Annotated in this window: 24 protein-coding genes and 1 tRNA gene; 16 read left to right on the forward strand and 9 right to left on the reverse strand. The window is 50.3% G+C overall.

Annotated features, from left to right (window positions below; genetic code table 11):
* From U9P07_07730 to U9P07_07770, 9 genes are all read left to right on the forward strand, one after another.
* Positions 1–681, forward strand: a 681-nt coding sequence (locus tag U9P07_07730; protein ID MEA2109293.1) for a 4Fe-4S binding protein, incomplete at its 5' end; no start/stop codon positions are given.
* 69 nt (positions 682–750) lie between these two features.
* The gene (locus U9P07_07735) at positions 751–1,611 is read left to right on the forward strand and encodes a hypothetical protein (protein MEA2109294.1); all 861 of its coding nucleotides are present in this window, start codon (positions 751–753) and stop codon (positions 1,609–1,611) included.
* A complete protein-coding gene (locus U9P07_07740) occupies positions 1,608–2,915 on the forward strand; it encodes a hypothetical protein (GenBank protein ID MEA2109295.1) in 1,308 nt (435 codons plus the stop codon). The genes U9P07_07735 and U9P07_07740 overlap by 4 nt, the downstream gene beginning before the upstream one ends.
* Before the next feature lie 50 nt (positions 2,916–2,965).
* A complete protein-coding gene (locus tag U9P07_07745) occupies positions 2,966–4,453 on the forward strand; it encodes a hypothetical protein (GenBank protein MEA2109296.1) in 1,488 nt (495 codons plus the stop codon).
* Positions 4,450–6,876 carry a PEGA domain-containing protein gene (locus U9P07_07750; protein ID MEA2109297.1) on the forward strand — a complete coding sequence of 809 codons (2,427 nt, stop codon included), beginning with the start codon at positions 4,450–4,452 and terminating at the stop codon, positions 6,874–6,876. Before U9P07_07745 ends, U9P07_07750 begins: the two co-directional genes overlap by 4 nt.
* The gene (locus tag U9P07_07755) at positions 6,873–7,127 is read left to right on the forward strand and encodes a hypothetical protein (GenBank protein MEA2109298.1); all 255 of its coding nucleotides are present in this window, start codon (positions 6,873–6,875) and stop codon (positions 7,125–7,127) included. Before U9P07_07750 ends, U9P07_07755 begins: the two co-directional genes overlap by 4 nt.
* Before the next feature lie 29 nt (positions 7,128–7,156).
* Positions 7,157–7,960 (forward strand): MotA/TolQ/ExbB proton channel family protein, encoded by an 804-nt coding sequence (locus U9P07_07760; protein MEA2109299.1) that lies wholly within the window; start codon positions 7,157–7,159, stop codon positions 7,958–7,960.
* A gap of 9 nt (positions 7,961–7,969) precedes the next feature.
* Positions 7,970–9,070, forward strand: coding sequence for a VWA domain-containing protein (locus tag U9P07_07765; GenBank protein ID MEA2109300.1), 1,101 nt, complete (start codon positions 7,970–7,972; stop codon positions 9,068–9,070).
* A complete protein-coding gene (locus tag U9P07_07770) occupies positions 9,067–10,077 on the forward strand; it encodes a VWA domain-containing protein (protein ID MEA2109301.1) in 1,011 nt (336 codons plus the stop codon). Before U9P07_07765 ends, U9P07_07770 begins: the two co-directional genes overlap by 4 nt.
* A gap of 76 nt (positions 10,078–10,153) precedes the next feature.
* Here the strand turns inward: U9P07_07770 and U9P07_07775 are convergent, their stop codons facing one another.
* From U9P07_07775 to U9P07_07815, 9 genes are all read right to left on the reverse strand, one after another.
* On the reverse strand, positions 10,154–10,705 hold the full coding sequence (locus U9P07_07775) for a helix-hairpin-helix domain-containing protein (protein MEA2109302.1): 552 nt from the start codon (positions 10,703–10,705) through the stop codon (positions 10,154–10,156).
* Positions 10,706–10,740: 35 nt separating this feature from the next.
* Positions 10,741–12,279 carry an asparagine synthase-related protein gene (locus U9P07_07780; GenBank protein MEA2109303.1) on the reverse strand — a complete coding sequence of 513 codons (1,539 nt, stop codon included), beginning with the start codon at positions 12,277–12,279 and terminating at the stop codon, positions 10,741–10,743.
* Between the two features lie 19 nt (positions 12,280–12,298).
* On the reverse strand, positions 12,299–13,567 hold the full coding sequence (locus tag U9P07_07785) for a class I SAM-dependent methyltransferase (GenBank protein ID MEA2109304.1): 1,269 nt from the start codon (positions 13,565–13,567) through the stop codon (positions 12,299–12,301).
* Complete coding sequence (locus tag U9P07_07790; protein ID MEA2109305.1) at positions 13,564–14,259, reverse strand: corrinoid protein; 696 nt, start codon at positions 14,257–14,259, stop codon at positions 13,564–13,566. Before U9P07_07790 ends, U9P07_07785 begins: the two co-directional genes overlap by 4 nt.
* A 46-nt stretch (positions 14,260–14,305) precedes the next feature.
* Positions 14,306–15,841, reverse strand: coding sequence for a trimethylamine methyltransferase family protein (locus U9P07_07795; protein ID MEA2109306.1), 1,536 nt, complete (start codon positions 15,839–15,841; stop codon positions 14,306–14,308).
* Positions 15,842–15,868: 27 nt separating this feature from the next.
* Positions 15,869–16,663, reverse strand: a complete 795-nt coding sequence (locus U9P07_07800; GenBank protein ID MEA2109307.1) for a dihydropteroate synthase — start codon at positions 16,661–16,663, stop codon at positions 15,869–15,871.
* A 14-nt stretch (positions 16,664–16,677) separates the two neighbouring features.
* Positions 16,678–18,138: a trimethylamine methyltransferase family protein gene (locus tag U9P07_07805; GenBank protein MEA2109308.1), complete on the reverse strand. Its 1,461-nt coding sequence runs from the start codon at positions 18,136–18,138 to the stop codon at positions 16,678–16,680.
* The gene (locus U9P07_07810) at positions 18,135–18,839 is read right to left on the reverse strand and encodes a vitamin B12 dependent-methionine synthase activation domain-containing protein (protein MEA2109309.1); all 705 of its coding nucleotides are present in this window, start codon (positions 18,837–18,839) and stop codon (positions 18,135–18,137) included. The genes U9P07_07805 and U9P07_07810 overlap by 4 nt, the downstream gene beginning before the upstream one ends.
* Before the next feature lie 194 nt (positions 18,840–19,033).
* Positions 19,034–19,525 (reverse strand): MarR family transcriptional regulator, encoded by a 492-nt coding sequence (locus U9P07_07815; GenBank protein MEA2109310.1) that lies wholly within the window; start codon positions 19,523–19,525, stop codon positions 19,034–19,036.
* A 184-nt stretch (positions 19,526–19,709) separates the two neighbouring features.
* Here U9P07_07815 and U9P07_07820 point away from each other — a divergent pair, with 184 nt between their 5' ends.
* The 7 genes from U9P07_07820 (at position 19,710) to U9P07_07850 (ending at position 24,648) form a co-directional block, all read left to right on the forward strand.
* A complete protein-coding gene (locus U9P07_07820) occupies positions 19,710–20,240 on the forward strand; it encodes an ATP-binding cassette domain-containing protein (protein ID MEA2109311.1) in 531 nt (176 codons plus the stop codon).
* A gap of 62 nt (positions 20,241–20,302) precedes the next feature.
* Positions 20,303–20,527, forward strand: coding sequence for a hypothetical protein (locus tag U9P07_07825; GenBank protein MEA2109312.1), 225 nt, complete (start codon positions 20,303–20,305; stop codon positions 20,525–20,527).
* A 51-nt stretch (positions 20,528–20,578) separates the two neighbouring features.
* Entirely contained in the window at positions 20,579–22,996 is a 2,418-nt protein-coding gene (locus U9P07_07830) for a helix-hairpin-helix domain-containing protein (protein MEA2109313.1), read from the forward strand.
* 112 nt (positions 22,997–23,108) lie between these two features.
* Positions 23,109–23,696, forward strand: coding sequence for a hypothetical protein (locus U9P07_07835; GenBank protein MEA2109314.1), 588 nt, complete (start codon positions 23,109–23,111; stop codon positions 23,694–23,696).
* A gap of 24 nt (positions 23,697–23,720) precedes the next feature.
* Positions 23,721–23,797, forward strand: a tRNA-Arg gene (locus U9P07_07840).
* Positions 23,798–24,019: 222 nt separating this feature from the next.
* Complete coding sequence (locus tag U9P07_07845; GenBank protein MEA2109315.1) at positions 24,020–24,253, forward strand: type II toxin-antitoxin system Phd/YefM family antitoxin; 234 nt, start codon at positions 24,020–24,022, stop codon at positions 24,251–24,253.
* Complete coding sequence (locus U9P07_07850; protein ID MEA2109316.1) at positions 24,250–24,648, forward strand: type II toxin-antitoxin system VapC family toxin; 399 nt, start codon at positions 24,250–24,252, stop codon at positions 24,646–24,648. The genes U9P07_07845 and U9P07_07850 overlap by 4 nt, the downstream gene beginning before the upstream one ends.
* The last annotated feature ends 73 nt before the right edge of the window (positions 24,649–24,721 follow it).

The following is a 24,721-nucleotide window of genomic DNA, read 5'->3' on the forward strand; positions in this document are numbered from 1 at the left end:
TGCCTTTTTATCGGTTCTCCGGTTTATTCTTCGCACGCGTTACCACTGGTTATGGATTTCATTGCCCGCCTGCCACAACGCCGTCAGGCTTACGCGGTTCCCTTTGTAACCTGGGGAGGAGCAACCAGCGGTCTTGCCCTGGCCGAAATGGGTAAAGCATTGCTGGCCCGCGAGTATACCCTGGCGGGAGCGGCAAGAATCGTGGCCGTTCATTCCCTGATGTGGGAAGCTGATAATCCGGTGGGCGCGGGTCATCCCGACACTGAAGATGACCGCCTGATTGAAAATCTGGTAGCTACCGTTGAACGCAATCTGGAGCTTCCTGAACCGCTGGAATTACCCGGCCAGGCTCTTTGTTACCAGCCCGAGGCTGCCGCGGCTGAGATGCGGAAGCTGAATCTGGAAATTGCCCGCGGTATTTTACCGCCGCGGCTGGTGAATGAAGATCTCTGCAATCAGTGCGGCCTCTGCGTTGACCAATGTCCGGTCGCGGCCCTGACCCTGGACCCCTATCCGGTTTACGCTGATCATTGCATTCTCTGTTTCAACTGCATGCGCGGGTGTCCGGAAAAAGCCATTGAAGCGAATCTTTCAGCCATCCATGAAAGAGTCCGGGAACGGGCTGGCAGCTACAGGGAAGATCCACTTTCGGCAGTTTTTCTTCCCGGTGATTCTCGATAGTACCTTTGGTCGAATGGCAAAACCCTTGCTATGTGAGCTGCACCCTTATACGCGAAGATTTCAAGCTGAATGAAATACAATCTACGGAAAATATTTTTTTTTATCCTGCTCCCCCTGCTGGGCATCGCGGCGATTTTCATGGTCGAAAGTTCCGGCGCGGCGCTGGTGAATGAAACCGAGATCCAGCAACTTCGCCGCAGCGTCCAAGCATTGAACCAAATTTGCGAACAGGCGAACCGGGAGCTGGACGAGGCAACTGCAACCGGCAGGTTTTCCCCGCGGGAGCAACATGATTATCAAACCTTTATCGCTTATCTTGGCGGGCGAATAGAAAAGTATTGCCGGGCCCTGTACCTTGCCGGCGGCCGGCAGGCTGTTGATGGACTGGCCTGCCCGAATGTTGAAACCGGCCTGCCGACTTTAACCGCCCCTGCCGCTGAAACCACGGATGAGCAGATAGAGTCTCTTGATACCTCACTCACTAAGGCGCTGGGTGATTTTGATGAGATGCTGCTCGAGGAGCAGAATCGCCTTGCCTCCCATCAGCCCCGGCAGAGGGAGACAGGAGGTTCCGACGGCAGCGACGATTTCTCCGGTCAGGAGGGCAGGAAGACCGGTACAGCTGGAGAAAGCACCCGGGAAAACCAGGACCAGGCAGAGGAAAGTTCTGATCAGAAAATCCGGGAAGGTGAAAGCTCTGAAAAAATGCCGGCAGCGGCGGGAAAAAAGTCCGCTGACAGTGGCGCCAGGGGCGCTGGAAATGGTAACGATCAGTCTTCGGCGGTCACCCGGCCATCCGGACCGGACACCATGGCAAGAGATGACGATATTGTTGCCCGCCAGCTCAGGGAGGCGGCGGAAAAGGAAACCGATCCCGAATTAAAAGAAAAACTCTGGGAAGAGTATAGAAAATACAAAGCGGGAAAATGAATTCCAGGTTCAAAAAATATCGTTTCCGGCTTAAATGGAGTTGGCCTTTATTGCTCCTGACGGCAGCCATGTTGTTACAACTTGGCGGCTGTGCCGGTATGTCCAGCTGGCGGATACCGGGCAGGCAGGTACCGGACCAGGTGGCTCTGGCCACCGCGGAAAAGGAATTGACCGACACTGAACTGCTCAATGTCTCCATCAAGGTTTTTGACCCGGGTAAACTTCCTGATAATGAAAATGGCCGCCGCGGCCTTTCGCCGGAAATCCGTGCCGCCGAGGCCCGTTTCATCCCCATCCATCTCAAATATACCATGCAGCGCAGCGGCTACTGGGGGCTGGTACGCGTCGTCCCCGATGATGACAACGGCACCGAAGTGCTGGTCCGGGGCAGGATTGAGTATTCCGACGGCAAGAGCGGGGCGATAGATATTGAGGTAATCGACGCCCGCAATGTTGTCTGGTTCCACAAAATTTACGCTGAAACCACCGAGCACCAGGAACGCGGGCAGACAGAGCCGGAAAAACAGGATGTCTTTCAGGATCTGTTTAATACCATTACCAATGACATGATTCAGTACCGCAACCGCCTTTCACCGGCGGAGATTGAAGAGATTAAACAGGCGGCCGAATTGCGTTATGCCAGAGCCATGGCCCCGGATGCTTTTGCCGGCTATCTTACGGAAGATCCCGACGGCACGATCAATATCCTGCGGCTGCCGGCAAAAGATGATACCATGCTGAAAAGGATACGCTCCATCCGGGCCCGGGATGATATGCTGGTGGATATGATCAATGGCTATTATGAGGCCTATTATCTCGACCTGTGGGAGCCCTACAACAATTGGCGCAAGTTTCGCAGCAAGGAAGTCGAGGTCATGGAAAAACTTGAGCGTCAGGCTCTGACCCGACAGGTACTCGGCGTTGCCGCCATCGTCGGCGCCATAGCCCTGAGCGCCAGCGGAAATTCTGAAACCAGGGCGCAAACTTCAAGCCTGCGCGATGTCATGATCATGGGTGGGGCCGCGGGAATCTACAGCGGCTACCAGAAAAAAAAGGAAACCGCCATCAACAAAGAGGTTATTGAAGAACTTGGTGCTTCTTTCTCCTCCGAGGCGGAACCGCTGGTCATTGAAGTGGAGGGAGAGACAGTCCGGCTGAAAGGGTCGGCTGAACAGCAATATACCCGCTGGCGGGAACTGCTGCGACAGATTTACGCCCGAGAAACCGGCCTCATACCGGTGGATACCACAATTCAGTTGGAAAAATCCGAAAAAAATCCACCGGCCGCAACCCTGGATGAATAAACGATGTACGGAACCTTAAACCCTAAACCTTATACCTTTTTATAATTTTCATGGCTGAGCAAACTCCACCTGCAACAAAACCGGAAAATCACCACCTTGTCCCGCCGGATGCCGGACTGGACCAGCATAAACGAAAAACCCTTCCTTCTGTTTTGGTCGTTATTTTCACCCTGTTCATTATTCTCGATTTAGCCGTTCTGGTTTACTGGCTGCGGCCGGAAAAAAAGAGCAAAGCACCCGCGCCACAAAAGGTTGTTCAGAAAAAAATCCCCGCCACTACAGAACAGGAACAGCCCGCGAAGGACAATTTTTTGGCAAAAACACGCCTGGCGGCGGAAGAGCAGCTTGGTCGCTGGCTGCTTCTGCAGGCCCGGGCTGAAGCTGAAAATATCGCCCTCTGGGGCGGTGAAATCTACAACCGGATTACGGCCCTGATCACCCGGGGAGACACAGCCTTCGCCGCAAAAGATTTTGCCGGCGCCCGGCAATCCTATGAAGAGGCCGAAAAACGTCTTGAAGCCCTGCTCGCTGCCAAAACGGAACTGTTTGCCGCTGCCATGGACCAGGGACGCACGGCCCTGCAAAAACAGGACAGCAAATCCGCCAAGCACTCTTTCGAACTGGCCCTGGCCATGGAACCGGACAACGCCGCGGCTGAACATGGACTGCAAAGGGCCGGAAATCTTGACCAGGTAATTCTTCTGCAGCTTCAAGGTCTGCAGCTGGAAAAAAAAGATCGCCTTACCGAAGCCCGATCAATTTTGTTGCAGGCCGTGCAACTTGATCCGGAATTCATCCCGGCTGCCGAAATACTGACCCGGGTTGAAAACAAATTAAGCAAAAAGAAATACCAGCAGGCCATGAGCACTTTTTTTGCCGCCCTGGAGAGGGGGGATTTAAGTAAAGCTCGGCGCTCATTACAGCAGGCCACAATTTTCAATCCTTCGGACCCGGTGCTGAAAGATGCCGAAAAGCAACTGCAGACGGCTGAAATTGCGGCCAGGCTGGCCGCTCTGGAGAAAAAATTCAAGCAATTTGCGGCCGCTGAACAGTGGCAGAAAGCCCTTGAAGTTTGCTGGCAGGCGCTGCGGATAAACCCGCAGACCGGGTTTGCCGTCCAGGCAAGAGAAACCGTCAAAAAGCGTCTGGCCCTTGATCAGGCCCTGACAAGCGTTCTTGCCCGGCCGGAACGGCTGCAGGATGACGCCCCTCTGGCCGAAGCCAGGAAAATCCTGGAAACAGCCCGCTCGGTTAAAACTCCCGGGGTCAAACTGACGGCGCAAATCACCTCCCTTGATCAGCTTCTGGACAGGGCCGGCACCAAGGTTGAGGTCATCCTGCACTCCGACGAAGCTACCGAGGTGATCATCTACCGGGTCGGACGCTTGGGGACCTTCACCCAAAAAAAGATTAAACTGCGACCCGGAATGTATACCATTGTCGGCACCCGTCCCGGTTTTCGTGACGTGCGCCATAAAATAGAGGTCAAAGCCGGCCGGAATCTTTCCCTCTTTATTCACTGTAAGGAAGCAATTTGAACCGTGTTTTGACAATTTACCAGCAGGGTGAGGTCTACGAGTTTAATGACGGCGATCTGCCGCTGACCATCGGCTCCGGCGCCGGGGTTCATATTCACCTGCCCGCGGGCCGGGCAGTTGAGGCCCACATCGCCGACTCCCGCGATCATCTATTTCTGCAGCCGGCTGACGATACCTCCGGAGTCTATCATAATGACACCCTCGTCTCCTCTTCCGTCTGGATCAAATCCGGTGATTATATAAGAATTGCCGATATTACCCTTCATTTTCACGTCTCCGGAGATCGGGTGGAGATTAGAATCTCCGCCGATCAGGAGAATGTGCTGACGCCACCGCCGGGACCGTCATCCGCTTCACCGGCAAATCATGCCACTGAAGCAGGAAAAAGACAAAAAAAACTGCCCCGGGCCGCCGTACCATCAAGCCGGCCGCCGGGAGATAAAAAATTACGTTATCTGGCCGGCGGGATACTTCTTTTGCTGATCGCGGCCGCAGCCTTTGTCCTCTCGGCTCGCAGCATTGAGGTTTCAGTAACCCCGGCTCCTGAAAAAATTTCCATCAGTGGTTTTCCGCCGGCGTTTAAATTCGGTTCACGTTATCTCGCCCTCAAGGGAGAATATACCGTCCGGGCAGCCAGACCGGGTTACCAGGAGCTGGCGGCCACGATCACGGTTAAAGAAAACGGCCGCAATCAATTCAATCTTACCCTGAAAAAACTCCCGGGTTCAGTAGATATAATAAGCAAACCACTGGCGGGAGCCGAAGTTTTTATTGACGATCTCCTTATGGGCACCACCCCGCTTAACAACCTTGAAATCCCGGCCGGAGAGCATCAACTACGGCTGGTCAAGGAACGCTACCTGACCATTGAACAAATAATCCAGGTAGAAGGACTTGGCAGGCAGCAGCATTTTGACTTTATGCTGTCACCGGCCTGGGCTGAGGTAACACTGACCTCCGACCCGGCCGGAGCGCGGGTTTTCGCAGGCGAAACTGATCTTGGCCGGACACCGGTGACCATAGAGCTTGCCGGTGGCGAACACCTCCTGACCCTGCACAAGAATAAATTTTCCCCGGCTGAAATCAGCCTGAAATTAACCGCCGGTGGCAGTTATACTCCCAGGGTTGTGACGCTGTCTCCAGCACCGGCAACGGTGGTCGTGAAATCCATCCCCACCGGCGCCGCGGTCTCCGTTGACGGTGACTTCAAAGGGGCGACACCGGTCAGCATTTCTCTCAGTTCAAGAGAACAGCATGAAATCAGTCTCAGCCTCTCCGGACATCGGGGAAAGAAATCCCTGCTGACCTTTGCCCCCGGCACTTCCAGGGAGCTGTCGTTTACATTGCCGCCGGAACATGGTATTATTTTCCTCACCACAGAGCCGGCAAACGCCGAACTCCTGATAGACGGCCAGGTCTATGGCCCGGCCACCGGTCGCCTGCGTCTGACCGCTACCCGGCACACCTTGACCGTACGGGCCAGAGGATATGAAACCGCCAGGCGAACGGTAACACCGAGCAAGGCCCACAGCCTGCAGCTTAATATCCGGCTGCAGCCGGTTGCGGCGCTGTCCGAACCAAAAACAGCAAACAAAAAGAAAAAAATAGCGGCTGCCGGACATGAAATGATTCGGCTGGAGCCGGCTGTTTTCATGATGGGAGCCTCCCGGCGGGAACCTGGACGACGGGCCAATGAACAATTGCGGCAGGTGAAAATTACCAGACCTTTCTATCTTGCCACCCGCGAGGTCACCAATGACCAGTTCCGCCGTTTCAAGCCGGGGCACCGCTCGGGTCAGGTGGACGGCCACACCCTTGATGGCGGCAGCCGGCCGGTGGTCATGGTAAGCTGGGAAGAAGCGGCCGGGTATTGCAACTGGCTCAGCAAACAGGAAGGGCTTGATCCCTGTTACCGGCAGGAAAATTCAACCATGGTTACCGTCAACCCGGTCACTAATGGATACCGATTACCTTTTGAAGCAGAGTGGGCTTATGCCGCCCGCGTGGTCGACGGCAACCGCCCGGCCCGCTACCCTTGGAAGGGAAGTTTTCCGCCGCAAACCGTCAGCGGCAATTATGGCGATGAAGCCGCCCGCTCGCTGCTGACAATGGTAATCAGAGGCTATAACGACGGCCACCCGGTTACCGCGCCGGTGGCGAGTTTTTCGGCCAATAATAACGGTTTCTTTGATATGGGCGGCAATGTATCCGAGTGGTGTCATGATTTTTACGCCCCAAGTAGTCTTTCCGGGACGGACGGCCGGGAGATCGATCCCACGGGACCTGCAACCGGTACCCACCATGTGGTCCGTGGTTCAAGCTGGCGTGACAACACAATTACTGAACTCAGGCTGAGTTACCGCTCCTACAGTCGCAATCCCAAAAACGATCTTGGCTTTCGCGTTGCCAGGTACGCCAGATGAAAAAATCAGCTTGTCTTCTTATTCTTCTGCTGCTTTTGTTCACCATCCCCGCGGCTGCCGCGGAACCGGTCAACAATCATCAGCTGCAAAAAAAGGAATTACCAAAACAAACCCAGCCGGCCGTAAAAATGGAAGATAAAAAAACGACCGCGAAACCACAAAAGAAGCCACCTGATATAAGAGTAAAATCTTTTACTCCTTCGGAGAAGATCGACGCCGATGCCGTAGTCGCCTTTCCCGTTGATATCTGACGGTTTCTGAAAACCGGGAGCTGGAACTTATGAAAAAGTTGCCTGTCGAATTGATTTATCAGGTTTTTTCTCTCCTGACCGCCTTCATTCTCATCCATGGCGCCTATGTCACTGTCATCAGACCGCAGGCGGACGCTTTTCTTGCCCGTGAACAGGCCCGCCTGGCCGAAAACCCGCAATATGAACAGCAGCGCAATTTTTATGTGGTGCTGCGCGATTACGAGCAGGAGACCTGCCTGGTCCTGATGCTCTGGGCTCTGACCATCCTGGCCTACAAGGGCGTCACCGTCTATCGGCAGCAACAGCAGCTTGAGGTTGATCTGCTGCAACTGCCGGGAGGGCTGCCCATCGGCCCGGAAGATACCAGGGAGTTGAAAAACAGAATTGATGAACTGCCGGCCGGCAGCCGCGATTTTCTTCTACCCCGGGCCCTGAGCACCGCCATCGGCCGTTTTGCCGCCACCCGCAACGTTCAGGATTCGGCCACCGCCCTGCGCAGCGTTTGTGAGTCCGAAGGCGAACGGCTGGAATCCGAACTGTCTACCATCCGTTATATTGCCTGGGCCATTCCCTCGGTGGGCTTCATCGGCACGGTACGCGGCATCGGCGCCGCCCTGTCCCAGGCCAACCGCGCCGTGGAAGGTGACATCACCGGCGTCACCCAGAACCTTGGAGTCGCCTTCAACTCAACCTTCATCGCCCTGGTTATTTCCATTGTATTGATGTTTTTCATTCATCAACTGCAGCTCATGCAGGAACGTCTGGTACTTGACACGGAAAGCTATTGTGACCAGAGCCTGATTTCCCGGCTGCGCATTCATCCCGGAGATTAAGTTTACGCCATGTCCGCACTCAGGCGTCGCGAATTTTCCTCATTCAACCTTGCCTTTCTGGACATCATGTTCTGCGGCTTCGGGGCCGTAGTCCTGCTGGTGCTGCTGATCAACGCCAACACCATCAGTTCGCGGCGTAAAACCCATGAAGACCTGCGGGCGGAAGTGACCAGGCTTGAACGCCGGGCGGCGGCGGGCCGGAAACATCTGGCAGAGGTAAAAAACAGCCTGGAACAGACCGACAAGGAGATAATTACCACCAGAGGCAGGGCACAGCAGGTAATTGTCCATATCCGGAAATTGCGCGCCGAACTGGCCGATTTGCAAAGGCAGACCCTGGCGAAGAAAAAACATGTCAACAAGCTGCAGTCAGATCTGCAAACGCAGGATACGGAACATCGCCGCCTGGGAGCGGAAATCAAGGCGGATCAGAACCGTGGTCAACAGGTACGTCGGTTTGAAGGCGAGGGTCACAGGCAGTATCTCACCGGTCTTAAACTTGGCGGCCGGCGGATCCTGCTGCTGGTGGACACCTCGGCCTCCATGCTGGACAGCAGCATTGTCAATGTTATCCGCCGCCGCAATATGGATGATGCCGCCAAAAAACTGGCGCCAAAATGGCGGCAGGTCCGGCAGACCGTTGCCTGGCTGGTGGCCAATGTACCGCCGGCAGCCAAACTGCAGATCATTCCTTTTGCCACCGGGCCGAAACCGCTGGCCGAACCTTCTTCCGGAGGATGGATTGCCGCCACCGACAATACCCGGGTCAACGATATGATCAGGCGACTGAACCAGATAATCCCGGCCGGCGGCACCAGCCTTGAAAATGTATTTTCCGCCGCCGCCACCCTGGTACCGCCACCGGACAATATCATCCTGCTCACCGACGGGCTGCCCACCCAGGGAGAAAACCGGCCCCGCGGAAACACCGTTTCCGGAGAGCAAAGGGTCAGGTTTTTCCGGCAGGCCATCAAAAAACTGCCGGATAATGTCCCCGTAAATACTATCCTTTTTCCCATGGAAGGCGACCCCCTGGCCGCCGCCCTGTTCTGGAAGCTGGCCGTGAACACCAGAGGTTCATTCTTCACCCCCACGGGGGACTGGCCATGAAAAAACAGCGGCGCACAATCACGGTATTCAATCTCTCATTTCTTGATGTGGTTTCCTGTGGTTTCGGGGCAATCATCCTGCTGCTGGTGATCCTCAAGGGCTCCGAACCCATGGTGATTGAAAAAATGAGCGTCGATTTGACCGGGCTGGTAGCCAGACTGGAGCAGGAGATCCATGAAATTCGCGGTGAAACGCTCATACTGAACCGGGAATTGCCCGCCAGGGAGCAGCAGCTCTCCGAAGAACAGGAAAAACTTGCCCGCCTGCGGGGCGATCTGTCGGTAATCGAGGGGCAATACAAAACCGCGAGCATGGATCTTGCCGCCCAGACCAGGATCGAGACCCAGCTGCAGACTGCCCGTCAAAACCTCACCGAGGAGATGCGACGCCTGCAGCAGGACACTCCGGCGCCGGTGCCGGACAGCGCCATCGGCGGCATTCCCGTGGACAGTGAATATATTATTTTTGTTATCGACACTTCCGGTTCCATGCAGCGTTTCGCCTGGCCTCTGGTCCGCGGAAAAATGGAGGAAATCCTCACCATCTATCCCAAAGTAAAAGGTATCCAGGTAATGAACGACATGGGGGATTACATGTTTTCCCAGTACGCCGGCCGCTGGATTACCGACAGTCCGGCCCGGCGCCGATCGATCCTCGGACGACTGGCCTCCTGGGCGCCCTTTTCCAACTCAAGTCCAGTGGAGGGAGTGATCAGGGCCATTCGTCGTTTTCACACCCCCGGCAAACGCATCTCTATTTACGTCTTCGGCGATGATTTTTCCCGGGGAGCCATTCAGGATGTGGTGGATACGGTAGACGCGATAAATCGCGGCGGTCGTCACGGCCAGAGATTGGTGCGTATCCACGCGGTGGGTTTTCCGGTGCTTTTCAAGCAGGGAGGAGCGGAGAGGAATGTGGTCCGTTTTGCGGCGCTGATGCGCCGGCTGGCCGAGGATAATAACGGCAGTTTTGTCGGCTTGAACTCCCTGTCAGCCGGCCGGCGGTGAACCAAGCTGTAAACCACGGGGAAGAGTTGGCGGCAGAGCGTGGTTGGAGGACGAAAAATTTGATAAACTTATAATCTTATGAACGTCCCCCCGTCCTGATATAATACCTGATGGCATTAAAAGTGCCTGGGCCGATTCCATCAATTTTCTTAATCTCTTCGATGCTTATAAAAGAATAATGCGCTTCTCTGTACGCGATAATCTTTACCGCCAGCACCGGCCCGATTCGGGGAAGAGCAACTAACTCCGTCAATCCGGCCCGGTTTATATTGACTGAACCATGCAGCCCCTTTTTCATAACCCCGGCGATAAATTTATCATAATGATTGGTTAAATGCTTTTCGGCCGTCTTTCTGTTTTTCTGATCAACCCATTCCTCATTGTCAAGAGCGCCAAGCACATAGATCAGCTGTTCCACGTCTAAGCTGCCATTGGCATCATGATGGGGGCAGTGCCTTATCTTCCGGCCATCTTTCACCTCAACTACAGCAAAAGAGGAATCAGGCAGAAGCCATATTTCATTTTTGCCCCACCCCTGGCATATTCCTGAATTTGCACTGCAGATAAAGAAAACCAGCAGTGAAAATAAAAACGTCCGAAAAGTTGCAGTTCGATAAGACGGTTTCATATGTATCTCGCCATCCAGAACTTTGATTATACGTTTTACAGGCAAACCCACTGGCCGACTGTTTCCACCGCTTGCCCTTTGCCGAAATGCTCGGTGAAAATTTTAAAATAATACAGCTCTTCTTTGCTTCGGACCATGGGGTAACCGGCCTGAACCTCTTTTAACTCTTTATCTTTAATCGCCGTTTCAAAATATTCAGGAAGCACATCAGCCGACCCGGATCCTTGAGAAAATTCCTGTTTGAGCCGCCAGACGATTTTTTCAGGCAGCAATTTTTCATAAGCTTTTCTGAAAATCCATTTTTCTATTTTTTGATCCCCTTCCGGTTTTTGCTTGTATTCAGCGGGAATACCCATGACATAGTTGAACAGCTCGCCGGATATCAAAGGAGCGACAACCCGGATGGAATGAGAGAGGTTCATGCGGTCAAGGCGTAATGAAGCATTACTGTGTAAAAAACCAATACATCTCATTTGTTGCGTGAATATTTCTTCAGAGGGAAAATCCTTAAGATACAAGTAGCCGCAAAAGATTTCATCGCCGCCTTCCCCGGAAAGGAGGGTTTCCACTCCTTGATCCTGGGCATATTTAGAGATGAGATAATTCGACACCGAGCTTCTTACCAAAGACGGATCAAAGGATTCCAGCTGCCGAACTACTTCTGGTAATGCCGCCAGAATCTGGTCAAGATCGACAATCAATTCATGGTGGTCGGAGCCGATATGGTCAGCCATTATGCGGGCACAGGCAATGTCTTCAGTTTCTCCCACTCCCAGGGCAAAGGTTTTCAGGCGTTCATTTTTGCCGAAGGTTTCCCGGTAAGCGTTACCGGCTATCCAGGCAATTACACTGCTGTCGACACCGCCGCTGAGCAGGCTTGCGGTCGGGACATCAAAGTGTATTCGGTTCTGGAAACTGCGCTGGATTATGTCTCTGATGGTTGCGGTTATTTCATTTACATCCCGATGAAGGACTTCAGGTGTAGTCCGCGGGAGTTCGGCAAACCGGAAAAGAGTACCGGTATTGTCCATGTAATGTCCCGGCGGAAATTCATGGATATCATCAGTAATTCCGACCAGACTTTTAAGTTCGGAAGACAGATAAAGCGTCCCGTTTTTGCGGCCGTAAAAAAGGGTCTTGATGCCTAAAAGATCTCGAGCCGCAAACAGATTTTTACCATCGGAGATCACGAAGGCAAAAATGGCATCGTCCAGATGATCGAACATCCGCTGACCATATTGCTTGTAGAGCTGCAAAAACAGGCGTTCTTCCCTGAGCGGACCATCTGCTACCCCATTGGCCTCTGCCAGTTTGCTCCAGTTTCCCAGCTGGCCATCGTAACAGATTCTAATATCCGGTGATTTGGAATTGAAGACCGGTATCTGATTTTCATCCGGTTCCGGAAAATCATCATTCAGCAAACAAAGATCAGCTTTTAGATAGTTCTGGGCCATCAGTACCTGTTTGGATGCAAATTTTCCGGATAGATACGGACCTCGATGGCCAATCACCTGAAACATCTTTTCCAACTCAGCATGGTCTGATTGATTATATATTACCGCGAAACCACTCATCTTATTTAATCTCCATGCATCATTTTTTTATTTCAAAGATTCCCACTATTCCGTGGCCAAATCCGGTTCCCGGCTGCAGGTCCATTTCGAGCTTGCGAAGAGAATAGCCCAGGTGCGGCTCAATGAGATTGGCCCGAACATCACCCATGGGAACCCAGCCGATTCCTTTAATGACTCTGTACATGGTTTCCATGACTTCCTTAAGGGAATCCGGGTAATATGGCATGATTTTCGGCTGATCATCCGGCACTTTATCTTCTGCGTCATAATTGCTGAGCAGTGAAATAGTATAGTTTACCAGGGTGTTGCTGCACATGAATAACTTTTCATAAAAATTGTTAAGATGATCAAATCCCGGTCGCGGGACATAATCGACCAGAAGGTTTTCAAGATCTGTGCGAACATAACCCTCAAAAAGTGAATTCAACGGGTACCGTAATTTTGGGCTATTGGCGTTGTATTCCCTGGTGTCCATGTGACGCCCGCTGAAGATGGAACGATCGAAAAACTTGATCGGCTCGATCGTCACCCCTGATTCCTTTGACGCCTGTTCGATGATTTTCATTATTTCATCTTTGGTTGTCAGTCGCAGCGGGAAGGAGGCGATATCCATTTGATCCCGTTCATCTTCGGAATAAATGTAGGAAATGCGATAGTCCATAAAATATTCTTCGTCTGCGGGATGATGCCACAGGTCCTGCCATTCACAGGTATAACGACCCAGCCAGTCCCCTATAAAAATCGCCTGATCCGGCGCGTGGCGGGCAATATCGGTAATTATTTTCGCAGCCTGTTGATCATTGAAATGCGAGAAGGTACCGTAGGAACTGAAATACATGTCAAATGGAGGGTTTTCGGTTACCTCGGACGCCAGGCCGTTTGACATGTCTGTTTGAATAAATCGTGTTTTCGGCAGGTGTCCGATATGTTCTTCAGCCTGCTGCAGAAGATCGGCGTTAATGTCAGTCCCGACATATTCCTGCAACATATCCGGAGTGATGGCGTCAGTGACGTATTCGAACAGGCCGGGATCTTTAGTGGTTACATTCATCAACAGATCGTAGCCATCAGCGCTGCCGCAACCCAGATCAAGAATACGTATTCGTTCAAGTTCTCTTCTCTTTCGTTCCACCAGGTTATTCAGGGCCGGGCGCAGAAAAATAGCCGTACTTTTATCTTCCCAAAACCGGCGAACATTGTCATATTTTCCAGTCAGCCCACTTGCCTTTTCATACCTTCCCGTGCCGTGTGCCTGGGTATATGCCTTTTCTTCTCCCTCTTGTGTCATGCCGCTTTCTCCTGTTCATATTTTTTCATAATTTCAAGGGTCTGAAAGGCATCTTTGCCGTAACCATCGGCGCCGATCTGGTCGGCAAATTCCTGCGAAATCGGGGCACCACCAATAAGAACCTTAACCTTATCTCGAAGGCCTTCTTTCTTAAGCTCCTTGATGACATCTTCCATGTTGCGCATGGTCGTGGTTAAAAGAGCCGAAAGGCCTAAATACGAAGCGTTATTCTCTTTAACAGCCTTAATGATCCGCTCCGTACTGACATCAGTTTTCAAATCAACAACATCATAGCCGGCACCTTTTAACATGATGGCAACAATGTTTTTCCCGATGTCGTGCAAGTCGTCTTTTACGGTAGCAATAACAAATTTGCCCTTGCTCTTCACCCCGGCCTTTACAAGATAAGGTGACAGCATATCCATGGCCACGCCTACGCATTCGGCCGAAGCCAGCATATCCGGAATCAGGTACTCATTTTTTTCGAATTTCTCCCCGACCTTCTGCATGGAGTTGGTTAGTGATTCCATTAATATTCTTTTCGGGTCTATATCTTGCTTCAGGGCCTCAGTTACCAGCTCAGTTACTCCGGGCTGACCTTCCATCCCCTGATCAAAGCCTTCATCTTCAGCTTCCACTCTTCCCTGCACTACATTTAAAGCTATTTTCTCCAGAAGTTCATTTGTGTCCATCAATCATTCCTCCCGTAATCTATTATGTTGTTATCGGAAATTCCCATTATATTGTTTTCAGGCCCGGCAGTAGACCTGGGACCTGCTCATATATTCGCTCCACTACCTCGGGGTCCAGATGTGGGGCTGGTTCAGCCTCCAGTTGAGCCATATAATCAAGTGCGTTTTCGATGACTTTATCCTCCATATCTCCAGTTTCAAATCGATATGGATCGGAAACATCCCCGCGGTGCATGGCCTTGCGTGCATGCCGGGTATAGAGTCGATGATTTGAAGCCATGACCTTTTTCACCATCTTGAGCGCGTCGTTAATTTCTGTTGAATCAATTTTGGGTTCCCTGAGACAATGCTTGACTTTTCCGATCTGTTCATTGTCGAGAACCGCCTGCAGCGGGCAAAAGCAATTGGTCCGATCCAAAAGCCCGAAGGCGTAATGTATATACTGCGCTCCGCTCATTGCCATGTAAAGATGGGTAAACATTTTCTCGAACATGGACTGCATCCCCGGCACCTTGGCATCACCCACGCCGGCACTTGAATAGCACGGTACTTGATAGTGGCGGGCTAATTGAACGCAGTCGATATTATACTGGTTGAATTCCGGGCAGCCATAAAGGTCAAAAAGATCATCCAGACGAGCTCTTACCGCAACGCTGCCGTAAAGAACCGGCGCTCCTTCTCTTATGAGCTGGGTCAGGGTAATGCCGGCCAGGATTTCGGCATTAATCTGGGCAACCATTCCCGATTCCTGGATGGGCGCTGATGATCCTCCCTGAGGTGAAGAAGAAATAACCAGCGGCAGCCCCGCTTCAACAACAGCAAATACCTTTTCCGCGGTGTCATCCACGATTTGCAGCGGGCTTTTGAAAACACAGGCAATAAAGGAAATAATCGGATTGTCTCTTAAGGCCTTTTCCCCCCCGGCGATGATTTCGGCCATAGTTAAAACATCATCTAAACGCTCCAGACTGGTCAAACCGGCCTGGACATGTTTGGTGATGTTATTGAGGCTGGCAAAAAATTTGTTTACATCATGATTGTCTACGGTAATCCCGGGATCCTGGATATTTAATGGCCGGATAAAAAAATCGAGATTTTCCAATCGGTCACAGAGCTTTGCCGCCCGACTCAGCAAGGCGGTACTGCCACGATGCTCCGTGTATCGGGGTACTTTTACTTTGACGGAGCTGTCCTTTTCGCTGACAAAAGTTTGCATTTCCGCATCGAGCCAGATATTAGCCTCCGACCCTGAACCAAAATAAGCCCGGGGAATTTCACTATCAACAAGCAAGCGATTTTCAGGCTTTCTGGCGCCTAAAACAATCCGGGAAGGCGCTTTGGCTACGGCTTCTTTAACCAGTCCCGCCGGCAGACTTACCCTCCAGCAGGGTGTATCCAAATCTTTTTCTTCCCGGACTTGAGCTCCATGGTCTTTGAAAAGCCTGGCTGTTCGTTCGTTATAACACCAGATACCAGGATCGGACAGGATGTCTAATGACGCTTGATCGAGCCATTTCACCTGATCCTGGCTCAAGCGCTCGTAGGGGTTGACCAATACACCTTGTCGGTATGATTCAATCACTATATCCTCCTTGAGTTTCTTGATTTTTTAATTTCGGAAAGCCCGCATATACCGACGGCAATGTCGATCTTTTCCGACCAGGGCCTCACCTGTTTTTACCGCCGCCATCAATTCTTCGTCCAGGGGGTCGACAATAGCCGCATCCAGCCCGGCTGAAAGACACATGAGCAGAAAGGCAATATTAACCCGGTGTCGTTCGGGTAAACCATAGGATACATTTGACAGGCCGGTTACCGTTCGGGTTCCGGGAAATTGCTCCTTGATGGCGGCCAGGGTCTTTAGCGTTACCATCCCGGAATTTATATCAGTGCTGACCGGCATGACCAGGGGATCAATATAAACATTTTCTATAGAAACACCATGTTTTTCACAGGCGTTGAGAATTGTTCCGCAACACTTGAGCCTGCCTTCTACTGTCTTCGGGATGCCGTCTTCATCCATTGCCAGGGCAATGAGAAAAGAATCATGTTCGGCGGCCAGGGGTAATACTTTTTCCAGGTTAGACTTCTCGGCCTTGGCGGAGTTGATCATGGCCGTTTTGTTATCCAGGGTTTCAAGTCCGGCAACCATCACTTTCGGATCGGCGCTGTCAATACAGATCGGGGTATCAACCTGTTCCTGAATGTTCTCAATTGCCCATTGAATAGATTTAATTTCATCTTCAAGAGATCCCACGCCGGTACCCACATTTACATCAATAAAATCAGCCCCGGCGGCGGCCTGTTCTTTTGCCAGAGAAATAAGCTTTTCGGTCTCCCGATTCAAAATGATGGATTTTACGGCAGAAAGGGTGGCGTTAATTTTTTCTCCGATGATAATCATATTTACCTTCCTCTTTACATTATATCGGTCTGGAGACCGGGAATTTCTTTGCGGATCAGCTCGCGTGTTTCAGCTGTAAGCACCGACTCTTCAGGCCGTGCCAGAATTTCCCTGGCTTTCTCCGTCGCTCGAACTTGAAGATTTTTCGCCCCTTCTTCCTCCCAGGTTTCCCGATTGTTTCGATCGCTGAGTTGAGGCTGGTAGTGTTCGCTGCGCATAAATTTACGCGTGTGGCGGTTGGAAACAAAATGTCCCCCCGGCCCGACTTTTTTGAACACCTCAAAGGCCAGGGTTTCCTCATTGACGGTGATTCCCTCCACCGCCCGCATCACCATGCCGATTATTTCGTTATCTATCACCAGCTTATCATACGAAGCCGTCATGCAGAATTCCAGGAAACCGGCAGCATCATGAATATAGTTAGCACCGGCCAGAGCCGCCATTAAACCGGTTAATGCTGATTCATAGCCGGACTGGGAATCGTTGACTTTGGCATCAGACATGCCGGCGGTAGAATATAACGGAAGGTTGTAGAAGTGTGCCATCTGAGCTGAAGCAGCATTCATTAAACCCATTTCAATCGCGCCTGACAAATATTTCATGTCGCGAAGATCGCTGATCGTAGATATGCATCCATATAACACCGGCGTTCCCGGATTTATCAGTTGGGTGAGCATAATCATGCTCAGGGTATCCACGGTCTGGACTACCAGATTGCCAGCCAGCGTAATGGGCGCCGTCGAACCGCAAAGTGGTTCTGCCGGTACAACCACGGGTATTCCCTGCCTGGCAACCTCTATAGCTAAGCGACCATAGCTTTCATCAAGCATAAACGGACTGATATTGCAGGTTACCATGGAAATGAATGGACGCTGTCTGAGCTTTTCCGGGGAACCGGCGATTATCTCCGCCATTTTAATCACATTTCTAATCCCTTCCAAAGTGTAAACCCCGCCCATTATATGCTTACGGGTCTTGTTCAAGGCGGCACCGAACCGGTTCACATCAACCCTTTCAACCGGCAGATCGTTGGGGTATACATTGAGCATGTAAAAGTGTATATTGTCCAAACTATCCACCATCCGGGCCATATTCTTGATGTCTTCAAGCTTTGACCGTCGGGCGGTTTCATCTCCGGGTTCCAGGACATTAAGGGCGGTACCTCCGGTTCCCATATAAACCTTATTGCCGCCGATTTCACAATCCAGTAGGCCGCTGTCATCCCGGCCGCAAAGATTAACCACGGAAGGTGCCGGTTTGATCAGTTCCATAACCAGCTCGGGACTGAATCTGACAATTTTGGTTTCCTCGTCAACGGTAGCGCCAGCCTTTTTAAACAGCTCCCGGGCTTCCGTAAATTTCACCTGTATGCCAACCTCAGAAAAGATTTTAAGGCTTGTTTGATGTATTTTTTCCACATCGCCATCGCTTAGCGGCTTATACTGACCGCCGTTTAACCCCTTTCGGACATTCATATTTTTTCCCTTTCTCTCTCTGGTTCTCTCTCAGGAGCCCTTCTTGCCGGACAATCCGTCTTGTTGCAGTCCCAGCAAGGACTGTAAAGTATCTTGCTGTTTTTGGTGTCAGACTGGATGCCAAATACACCCGAAATAGACTTACGGGGAGTCATCAGACATGAATCGTTCAGCTCAACATCAACATCCTGAGAGTCTAATAATTTAAATAGTTTTTTCTGTTCTATAAGAGGCCAGTCACAATATCCCGGACTGAAACACACGGTTAGCTGTTTGTTTTGGTTTTTATATTCATCATTAAGGCGATGACGAAACGTGGACACCATATTATCGACAGCCACGGATGCCATGGCGTCTAAGATATATGCTTCCGCCATGCGCTTTCTGCTCATGAGTCGCTCGATTTCGCCTTCGACACCATCTCCCAAAGTGGCAATATAGCAGGTAATATCATCAGAGTTTTTTAATATTTCCGAGAGCTTGGGACTTTTAAATTCCAGCCCGTCTTCAAGATGAACGGTTCCCTTCTCCACCGAATCGACCCCCACGTTCTGATGGAACAGAGAAGGTTTGACAAATTCTTCAAATACCGTTTGCAGTTTTTCTACTTTTAACCTGGTGGAACGGGAAATATTGCTGTATTCATCACCACCCAGGCGTCTGGCCAGCCCATCTTTTTCTATGATCGGGATAATTTTCACTTTAAGATTGTCTTGTATCAGCAGTTTTTTCCGCAGAGAAGCAAAATTTGTTTCGTATGGAAAAGATTCTCAGCCTAAATTATTTTAACTGAAACTAACATAAGCAGGTTTTTTTGTAAAGGATTTTTTATAAATTCAGGGGGCAAGAGCTAAAGGCAGTCTCAGCAATCAAGGAGAAAACAAAACATGTAGTGCTACTTAACTTCCAGATCCCGGACATCAAGCATGTCGGTCAGCATGTTCAGGGAATGTGCGATCTGCTTTTTTTTGCTGTTTTCAGTTTGCTTTAAACCGTCTATGATTTTTTGCTGGATAGGGGGTGGGGCATTTTTGGCCAACTTCTCTCCGGTTTCAGTAAGCTGAATGATAATCACGCGGCGATCAGGAGAGTCTCGCAACCGCTTAACATGACCTTTTTTTTCCAGGCGGTCGACAACTCCGGTGACAGTGCTGGATTTGACCATCATATGGTTGGCGATTTTAGATGGAGGCAAAGGGCCATGCTCATAAAGGGTTGAAATACAGTTGAGCTGGGCCGCGCTTAGCTGAAATTTTTTATTTAATTCCTTGGTATAAAGCCCATTCGCCTGAATGAGCCTGCGGATTGAAAAGATGATCTGCTTGGTATAGTCAGACGGGCATTTGTTATTTGCAGTATTAAGACTGCCACTATTGTCTGTTGGCATTTTATTTTGTTCCTGCTGAAAATTTCTCAATCCATATAATTCATTACTGCAAATAAATCAATAAATCAATAAAATTCTAGAATTCCGGCATTATAGCTTATCCCTTCTATCGTCATCGGTTTATTTGGCTTGTCAGTAACAATCTTTCTCCACCGCTATTTTTTTTCAGCAATTATATCCCAGCTTGCTGATTTCCGCCCTGTCACTGGCTTTTCTGGTCCTGCCATACCTACTCAGGTCTACCCAGGGGGCGCTGGAAGATGTCCCCCTTGATATACGCCTCAGTGCGCCGGCAATGGGAGCCAGCCACCTGCAGAATATTTTCATGGTTCTTCTGCCCCGTTCACTGACCGGCATCAAGGATAAAAAAGAGGTAAATGAAAGGATTGAAAAAGCATTGCGGCAGGCTTTTTTATGGGACGAGGTTTGTGACCGGCTGGATCACGATGCCGGAAACCTCTCCGGCGGTCAGCAGCAGCGACTCTGCATTGCCAGGGCTTTGATTCTGGAACCGGAAATTCTCTTGCTCGACGAACCCACATCTTCCCTTGACGCTGAGGCCGGCGAAGTCATTGAAAAGCTGCTGATCAGCTTGAAAAAAACCTGTACCCTGCTGGTTGTATCTCTCTACCGGGAGCAGGTTCAACTAATTGCCGACCGGATTCTCATGCTGGAAAATAGGCGACTGATTATTGCTGCTTACAATCCACCATAGCCGGCAAACTTAATTCAGTCAACCAGGTCAGCAATCGTAAAATTTGTACAGGAGGAAAAAACATGTTAAACAATAATTCTCAACTTTCTAAGTTGCTCTTTAAAAACAGCGAAAGAAATCTCCAGGGGATGTTCCGGCATGGCTCTCGCTCATTCTCGCCGGCCGTCCATGGCCTGCCTGTGCGTGCCGCACGCAGACAGGCCGGCTTCCGAGGCGTCCGCCGCGAATCCCGTCGTGTGATTCGTTCGGCGGCCAATACCGCCTGCCTGTCGGCAGACAGGCTATGAACCAAGCCCGAACATCCTGCTAATATGTCCCTGGCAATGCAAGTCAGAAAGTTGAGAACAATTGATTATTACCCCAACAGCCTAACCAAATTATCGGCAAAGGAAATTTTTTCCCCGGTCCAGATGGAAACCATCCAGATAAAAATAGAACGAATCACCTACGCTAACCAGGAAACCGGTTATGTGGTCCTGCGCGGCATTCTGAAAAACCGCCAGGTAACCGCCGTCGGCATTATCCCGGAAGTTGTTACCGGAGCCAATCTGACTGGAACCGAGTACCAGTTCCAGGGAGGTTGGCAGCGAAGCAAATACGGCTACCAGTTCGTTTTTGACCAGGCCACGTTGCTCACCAATCGCCTTTATTATTTTCTTGCCAAGGTGGTGAAAGGCCTGGGGGAGAAAACGTCACGACGGCTGATCGACCATTATGGCGAAAGTCAGCTGATTGAAATTATTGAGAAAACACCGGAAAGGCTGCTGGAATTCAAGGGCATAAAAGAAAAAAAACTGGCAAAGATAAAAACTTCCTGGGAAAAACAGAAGGATATCCGGGAACTGGCCACCTACCTGCTGCCATATGGCATCACCCCCAACCTGATCGTCAGAATTTACAATCATTTTGAGAATGACGCGGTCAAAAAAATCCAGGAAAACCCCTACCTGCTCACTGAAATCAGGGGAATCGGCTTTAAAACCGCCGACGATATTGCATCACGGCTGGGAATACCATACGATTCGACCTTCAGAATCCAGGCCGCCGTCATTCACCTGCTCATGGAGGCCGGTGAAAACGACGGCCACACCTACCTGCCGGCTGCTGAGCTGCAAAAAAAGGTAATGGAGCTTTTGAATACTGAAGAACAACCACAGCTCAGCCCGCCGGCAATCCAAGACACCTTTGACCAGATGTGCACGGCCGACCAATTGCTTCTGACCGGCGGCAGCCAGGAAAATTCAATCATCAATTTCACTGATCAACAACCCCAACAACAGGCAATTGAGCTGAAAGCCTGCCTGCCGGCCTATAAGTTCATGGAAGATCGGCTGCTGAATATTTTTCGGGAGAAATCAGGGGAAAATTTTCCCCCGCTGGCCCTGCAATCCCGGGTGGAATCGTTTATCAGCCGGTCTGAAAAAAATCTGGATATCAGTTTTTCACCCCAGCAGCGGGAAATTCTTGCACGGATCGGCACCGGTCACCAGCGGCTGTACGCCCTTTCCGGCTATGCCGGCACCGGAAAATCCACCATCTCCAAGGCTATTCTGGAACTTTTGGCTGAGCTGTTCTGCCGGCGGGAAGAAATGGTCTGCTGCGCTTTCACCGGCATGGCCTCGTCCAGAATCAGGAAACTGACCGGCTTTCCAGCGTTTACCATCCATACGCTGCTGAAGTATAAAGGTGAAAATAATTTTGAATATAATGCCGAAAACCCCCTGCCCTACAAGGTCGTCCTCCTCGATGAAGCCGGCATGGTCAATCTCCAGCTTTTCTACCGCCTGGTACTGGCAATAGATAAGGAAACCCTGTTGATCCTGGTCGGTGATCCAGCTCAGCTGCCGCCCATCGGCGCCGGCAATATTTTCGGGGACCTGCTGAGCAAACCGTTCCTGAGCCATATATCCCTGACCCAGATTTACCGCCAGGACGCCGAAAGCGTGCTGGTTTATTTTGCCAACATCATCCGCACCGGCAAAATGCCGCCGGAGTATGAGAAAACATACCGGGATTTTTCTTTTACCAGCCAGGATATTCCCAACTATTTCGCGCTGCGCAAGAGTTTATCAGAACAGGAGATGAAACAGGTCCGGGAAGAAAATAATGAAAAAATTCAACAAAAAATCCTTGAGCTGGCCCGCAAGGCAACCCATAAGCTGGAACATCCCGCCTGGGACTTCCAGGTTCTGACCCCGTTGAGAAAAGGCCTTTTGGGAACCGAAGCCCTCAATATCGCCCTGCAGGATATTTTCAACCGCCATGGACAGAATCCGATATCACGTTACGGGGCGATATTTCGTGAAGGCGACAAGGTCGTGCACCTGCAGAACAAGGATATGGATACCGCACCCTACTCCCCCAGCCTGCTGAGCCGGCCACATATCAACTTCACCACCAGGCGGATTTTCAATGGCAACGTCGGTATCATCAGAAAGATCGATCACGATAACGAGGTTTTTTATGTTCTTTATCCTGATTACAGTGTTGTGCGCTATAATTTTGACCACATCCGTGACATCATTGATATCGCCTACTGTCTGACGGTACATAAATCACAGGGAAGCCAGTATAAATATGTGGCCATCCCCCTGACCAACAGCCATTTTATCATGCTCAACAACCGCTGGTTCTATACCGCCATTACCAGGGCTGAAAAGAAAGTCTACCTTATCGGCCAGAAATACGCTTTCAATCGGGCCTGTACCAATATTGAAGCTGCTGAACGATACACGTTTATGGGCCTTCCCGATTGATATTTTTCGACCACTATGTAGATTTTATCTCTTGCCATTTAGTTGAAATAATGATAGTGAAGTCATCCCTGAAAACAAAGACAATACACACTGACAGTAACGGTATATACCCATGAAATTATTCAATGATTCCTTGCGCTTCGGCTTTATTCTCCTGTGTTGTACCGCCATTATCGGCTTGGCTTCCTGCAATAAGGAAGAAGCCAAAAATCCGGTTCCGGAACAGAAAACCGCCGCGGCAACCAAACCGTCATCACCATGCCCGGCGGGCGGAGATAAGGACGGTCAACATCTTGGCAGCCTGGCTACCCAAACCAATCCCCACGCCGGCGAAAAACGCTCCCACGCGGTTGTAGTTCCGGAAATGGTGGAAAAAACCTGGGAAAGTGTCAGCATCAAAATAACCGACAAGCAGAGTAAGACTGATGAGCTGGTGACGATCAAAATTGGTGACACCTACAAAATTCCCAACTCATCGCTCAGCATCATGGTGCTGCATTTTCTGCCTGATTTTGCCATGAACTCATTCGGGATGACTTCAAATTCCAACAACCCCGACAATCCGGCAGTAAATTTCGAGGTTATTGAAAACGACAAGAAAATTTTTACCGGCTGGCTGTTCAGTAAATTCCCTGAGGTGCATACTTTCAATCATGAACGCTACGCTTTCAAACTGGACGGATGGCAACAGAAACAGTAATTATTTTCCAAGACAATCAAAATTGCGCCCATAGCTCAGCTGGATAGAGCGTCTGACTACGGATCAGAAGGCCGGGTGTTCGAATCATCCTGGGCGCACCAGTAGAATCAAGGGGTTAGGCTTAATTGCCCAACCCCTTTTTATGGCCTTGCTGACTATAAAATCACCAATGATATTACCGGAGTATTTTGTTTATATTTTTTTAAGGTTATTCCTGTCTGAATATTTAATATTTAGGATGTGACCCTTCACTTCTTTTCTTTTGCCCTTGACTTGGCCATTTCAATTGACTATTATATTATTTATAGTAAGGAGGTGACAACATGAAAACCATGGGGATAAGCAAATTCAAATCGCATGCTTTGAAAATTCTGGATCAAGTCGCTAAAACGCAGGAAATTATTGTTATAACAAAACGCGGGAAACCATTAGCGCAAATAACGCCTTACCGCCATACTGACATAAACCCCAAACCGGGCAAACTTTCTGGTGCTCTTGTTTTTGAAAAAGACATCATTTCACCTCTGGGTGAAGAAATGTGGGAAGCCTGCAAATGATATACCTGCTCGATACCCATACCTGGATCTGGTGGAATATGAATCCACAAAAGTTATCGCCCAGGGTTAAAGAAATCATTGGCAATGCAAACATGTATGATGAGATGCTTTTATCCGCAATTTCCCCGTGGGAGTTCAGCAAACTTATTGAGAAAGAAAGAATCGGCATTTCCTGTAATCCGGCGGATTGGATACATACTGCCCTCAAGATGCCAAAACTGAGGCTGGTTCCCCTCTCCCCCGTTTTATCATATCGCTCAACGATACTCCCCCAACCTTTTCATCATGATCCAGTTGATCAAATTATTGTCGCAACGGCACGGGAGGAAAATGCCACCATCCTGACCAAAGACGAAAGAATTCTTGCTTATGAAAATGTTCGAAGTCTCTGGTAATCCTTAAGAGCAGCCGTTAGATAAACTACTGCTTTTAATTTACAGAACACCTTATTACTGTTCAGAAGGCCAG

The organism is Pseudomonadota bacterium, from assembly GCA_034660915.1.
Taxonomy (GTDB): Bacteria; Desulfobacterota; Anaeroferrophillalia; order Anaeroferrophillales; family Anaeroferrophillaceae; genus DQWO01.

What these genes read in the sequence shown, in the direction of transcription:
- U9P07_07735 (MEA2109294.1), top strand. Translation starts at nt 751, where the DNA reads ATGAAATACAATCTACGGAAAATATTTTTTTTTATCCTGCTCCCCCTG.
- U9P07_07740 (MEA2109295.1), top strand. Translation starts at nt 1,608, where the DNA reads ATGAATTCCAGGTTCAAAAAATATCGTTTCCGGCTTAAATGGAGTTGG.
- U9P07_07745 (MEA2109296.1), top strand. Translation starts at nt 2,966, where the DNA reads ATGGCTGAGCAAACTCCACCTGCAACAAAACCGGAAAATCACCACCTT.
- U9P07_07755 (MEA2109298.1), top strand. Translation starts at nt 6,873, where the DNA reads ATGAAAAAATCAGCTTGTCTTCTTATTCTTCTGCTGCTTTTGTTCACC.
- U9P07_07760 (MEA2109299.1), top strand. Translation starts at nt 7,157, where the DNA reads ATGAAAAAGTTGCCTGTCGAATTGATTTATCAGGTTTTTTCTCTCCTG.
- U9P07_07765 (MEA2109300.1), top strand. Translation starts at nt 7,970, where the DNA reads ATGTCCGCACTCAGGCGTCGCGAATTTTCCTCATTCAACCTTGCCTTT.
- U9P07_07770 (MEA2109301.1), top strand. Translation starts at nt 9,067, where the DNA reads ATGAAAAAACAGCGGCGCACAATCACGGTATTCAATCTCTCATTTCTT.
- U9P07_07775 (MEA2109302.1), bottom strand. Translation starts at nt 10,705, where the DNA reads ATGAAACCGTCTTATCGAACTGCAACTTTTCGGACGTTTTTATTTTCA.
- U9P07_07780 (MEA2109303.1), bottom strand. Translation starts at nt 12,279, where the DNA reads ATGAGTGGTTTCGCGGTAATATATAATCAATCAGACCATGCTGAGTTG.
- U9P07_07785 (MEA2109304.1), bottom strand. Translation starts at nt 13,567, where the DNA reads ATGACACAAGAGGGAGAAGAAAAGGCATATACCCAGGCACACGGCACG.
- U9P07_07790 (MEA2109305.1), bottom strand. Translation starts at nt 14,259, where the DNA reads ATGGACACAAATGAACTTCTGGAGAAAATAGCTTTAAATGTAGTGCAG.
- U9P07_07800 (MEA2109307.1), bottom strand. Translation starts at nt 16,663, where the DNA reads ATGATTATCATCGGAGAAAAAATTAACGCCACCCTTTCTGCCGTAAAA.
- U9P07_07805 (MEA2109308.1), bottom strand. Translation starts at nt 18,138, where the DNA reads ATGAATGTCCGAAAGGGGTTAAACGGCGGTCAGTATAAGCCGCTAAGC.
- U9P07_07815 (MEA2109310.1), bottom strand. Translation starts at nt 19,525, where the DNA reads ATGCCAACAGACAATAGTGGCAGTCTTAATACTGCAAATAACAAATGC.
- U9P07_07825 (MEA2109312.1), top strand. Translation starts at nt 20,303, where the DNA reads ATGTTAAACAATAATTCTCAACTTTCTAAGTTGCTCTTTAAAAACAGC.
- U9P07_07835 (MEA2109314.1), top strand. Translation starts at nt 23,109, where the DNA reads ATGAAATTATTCAATGATTCCTTGCGCTTCGGCTTTATTCTCCTGTGT.
- U9P07_07845 (MEA2109315.1), top strand. Translation starts at nt 24,020, where the DNA reads ATGAAAACCATGGGGATAAGCAAATTCAAATCGCATGCTTTGAAAATT.
- U9P07_07850 (MEA2109316.1), top strand. Translation starts at nt 24,250, where the DNA reads ATGATATACCTGCTCGATACCCATACCTGGATCTGGTGGAATATGAAT.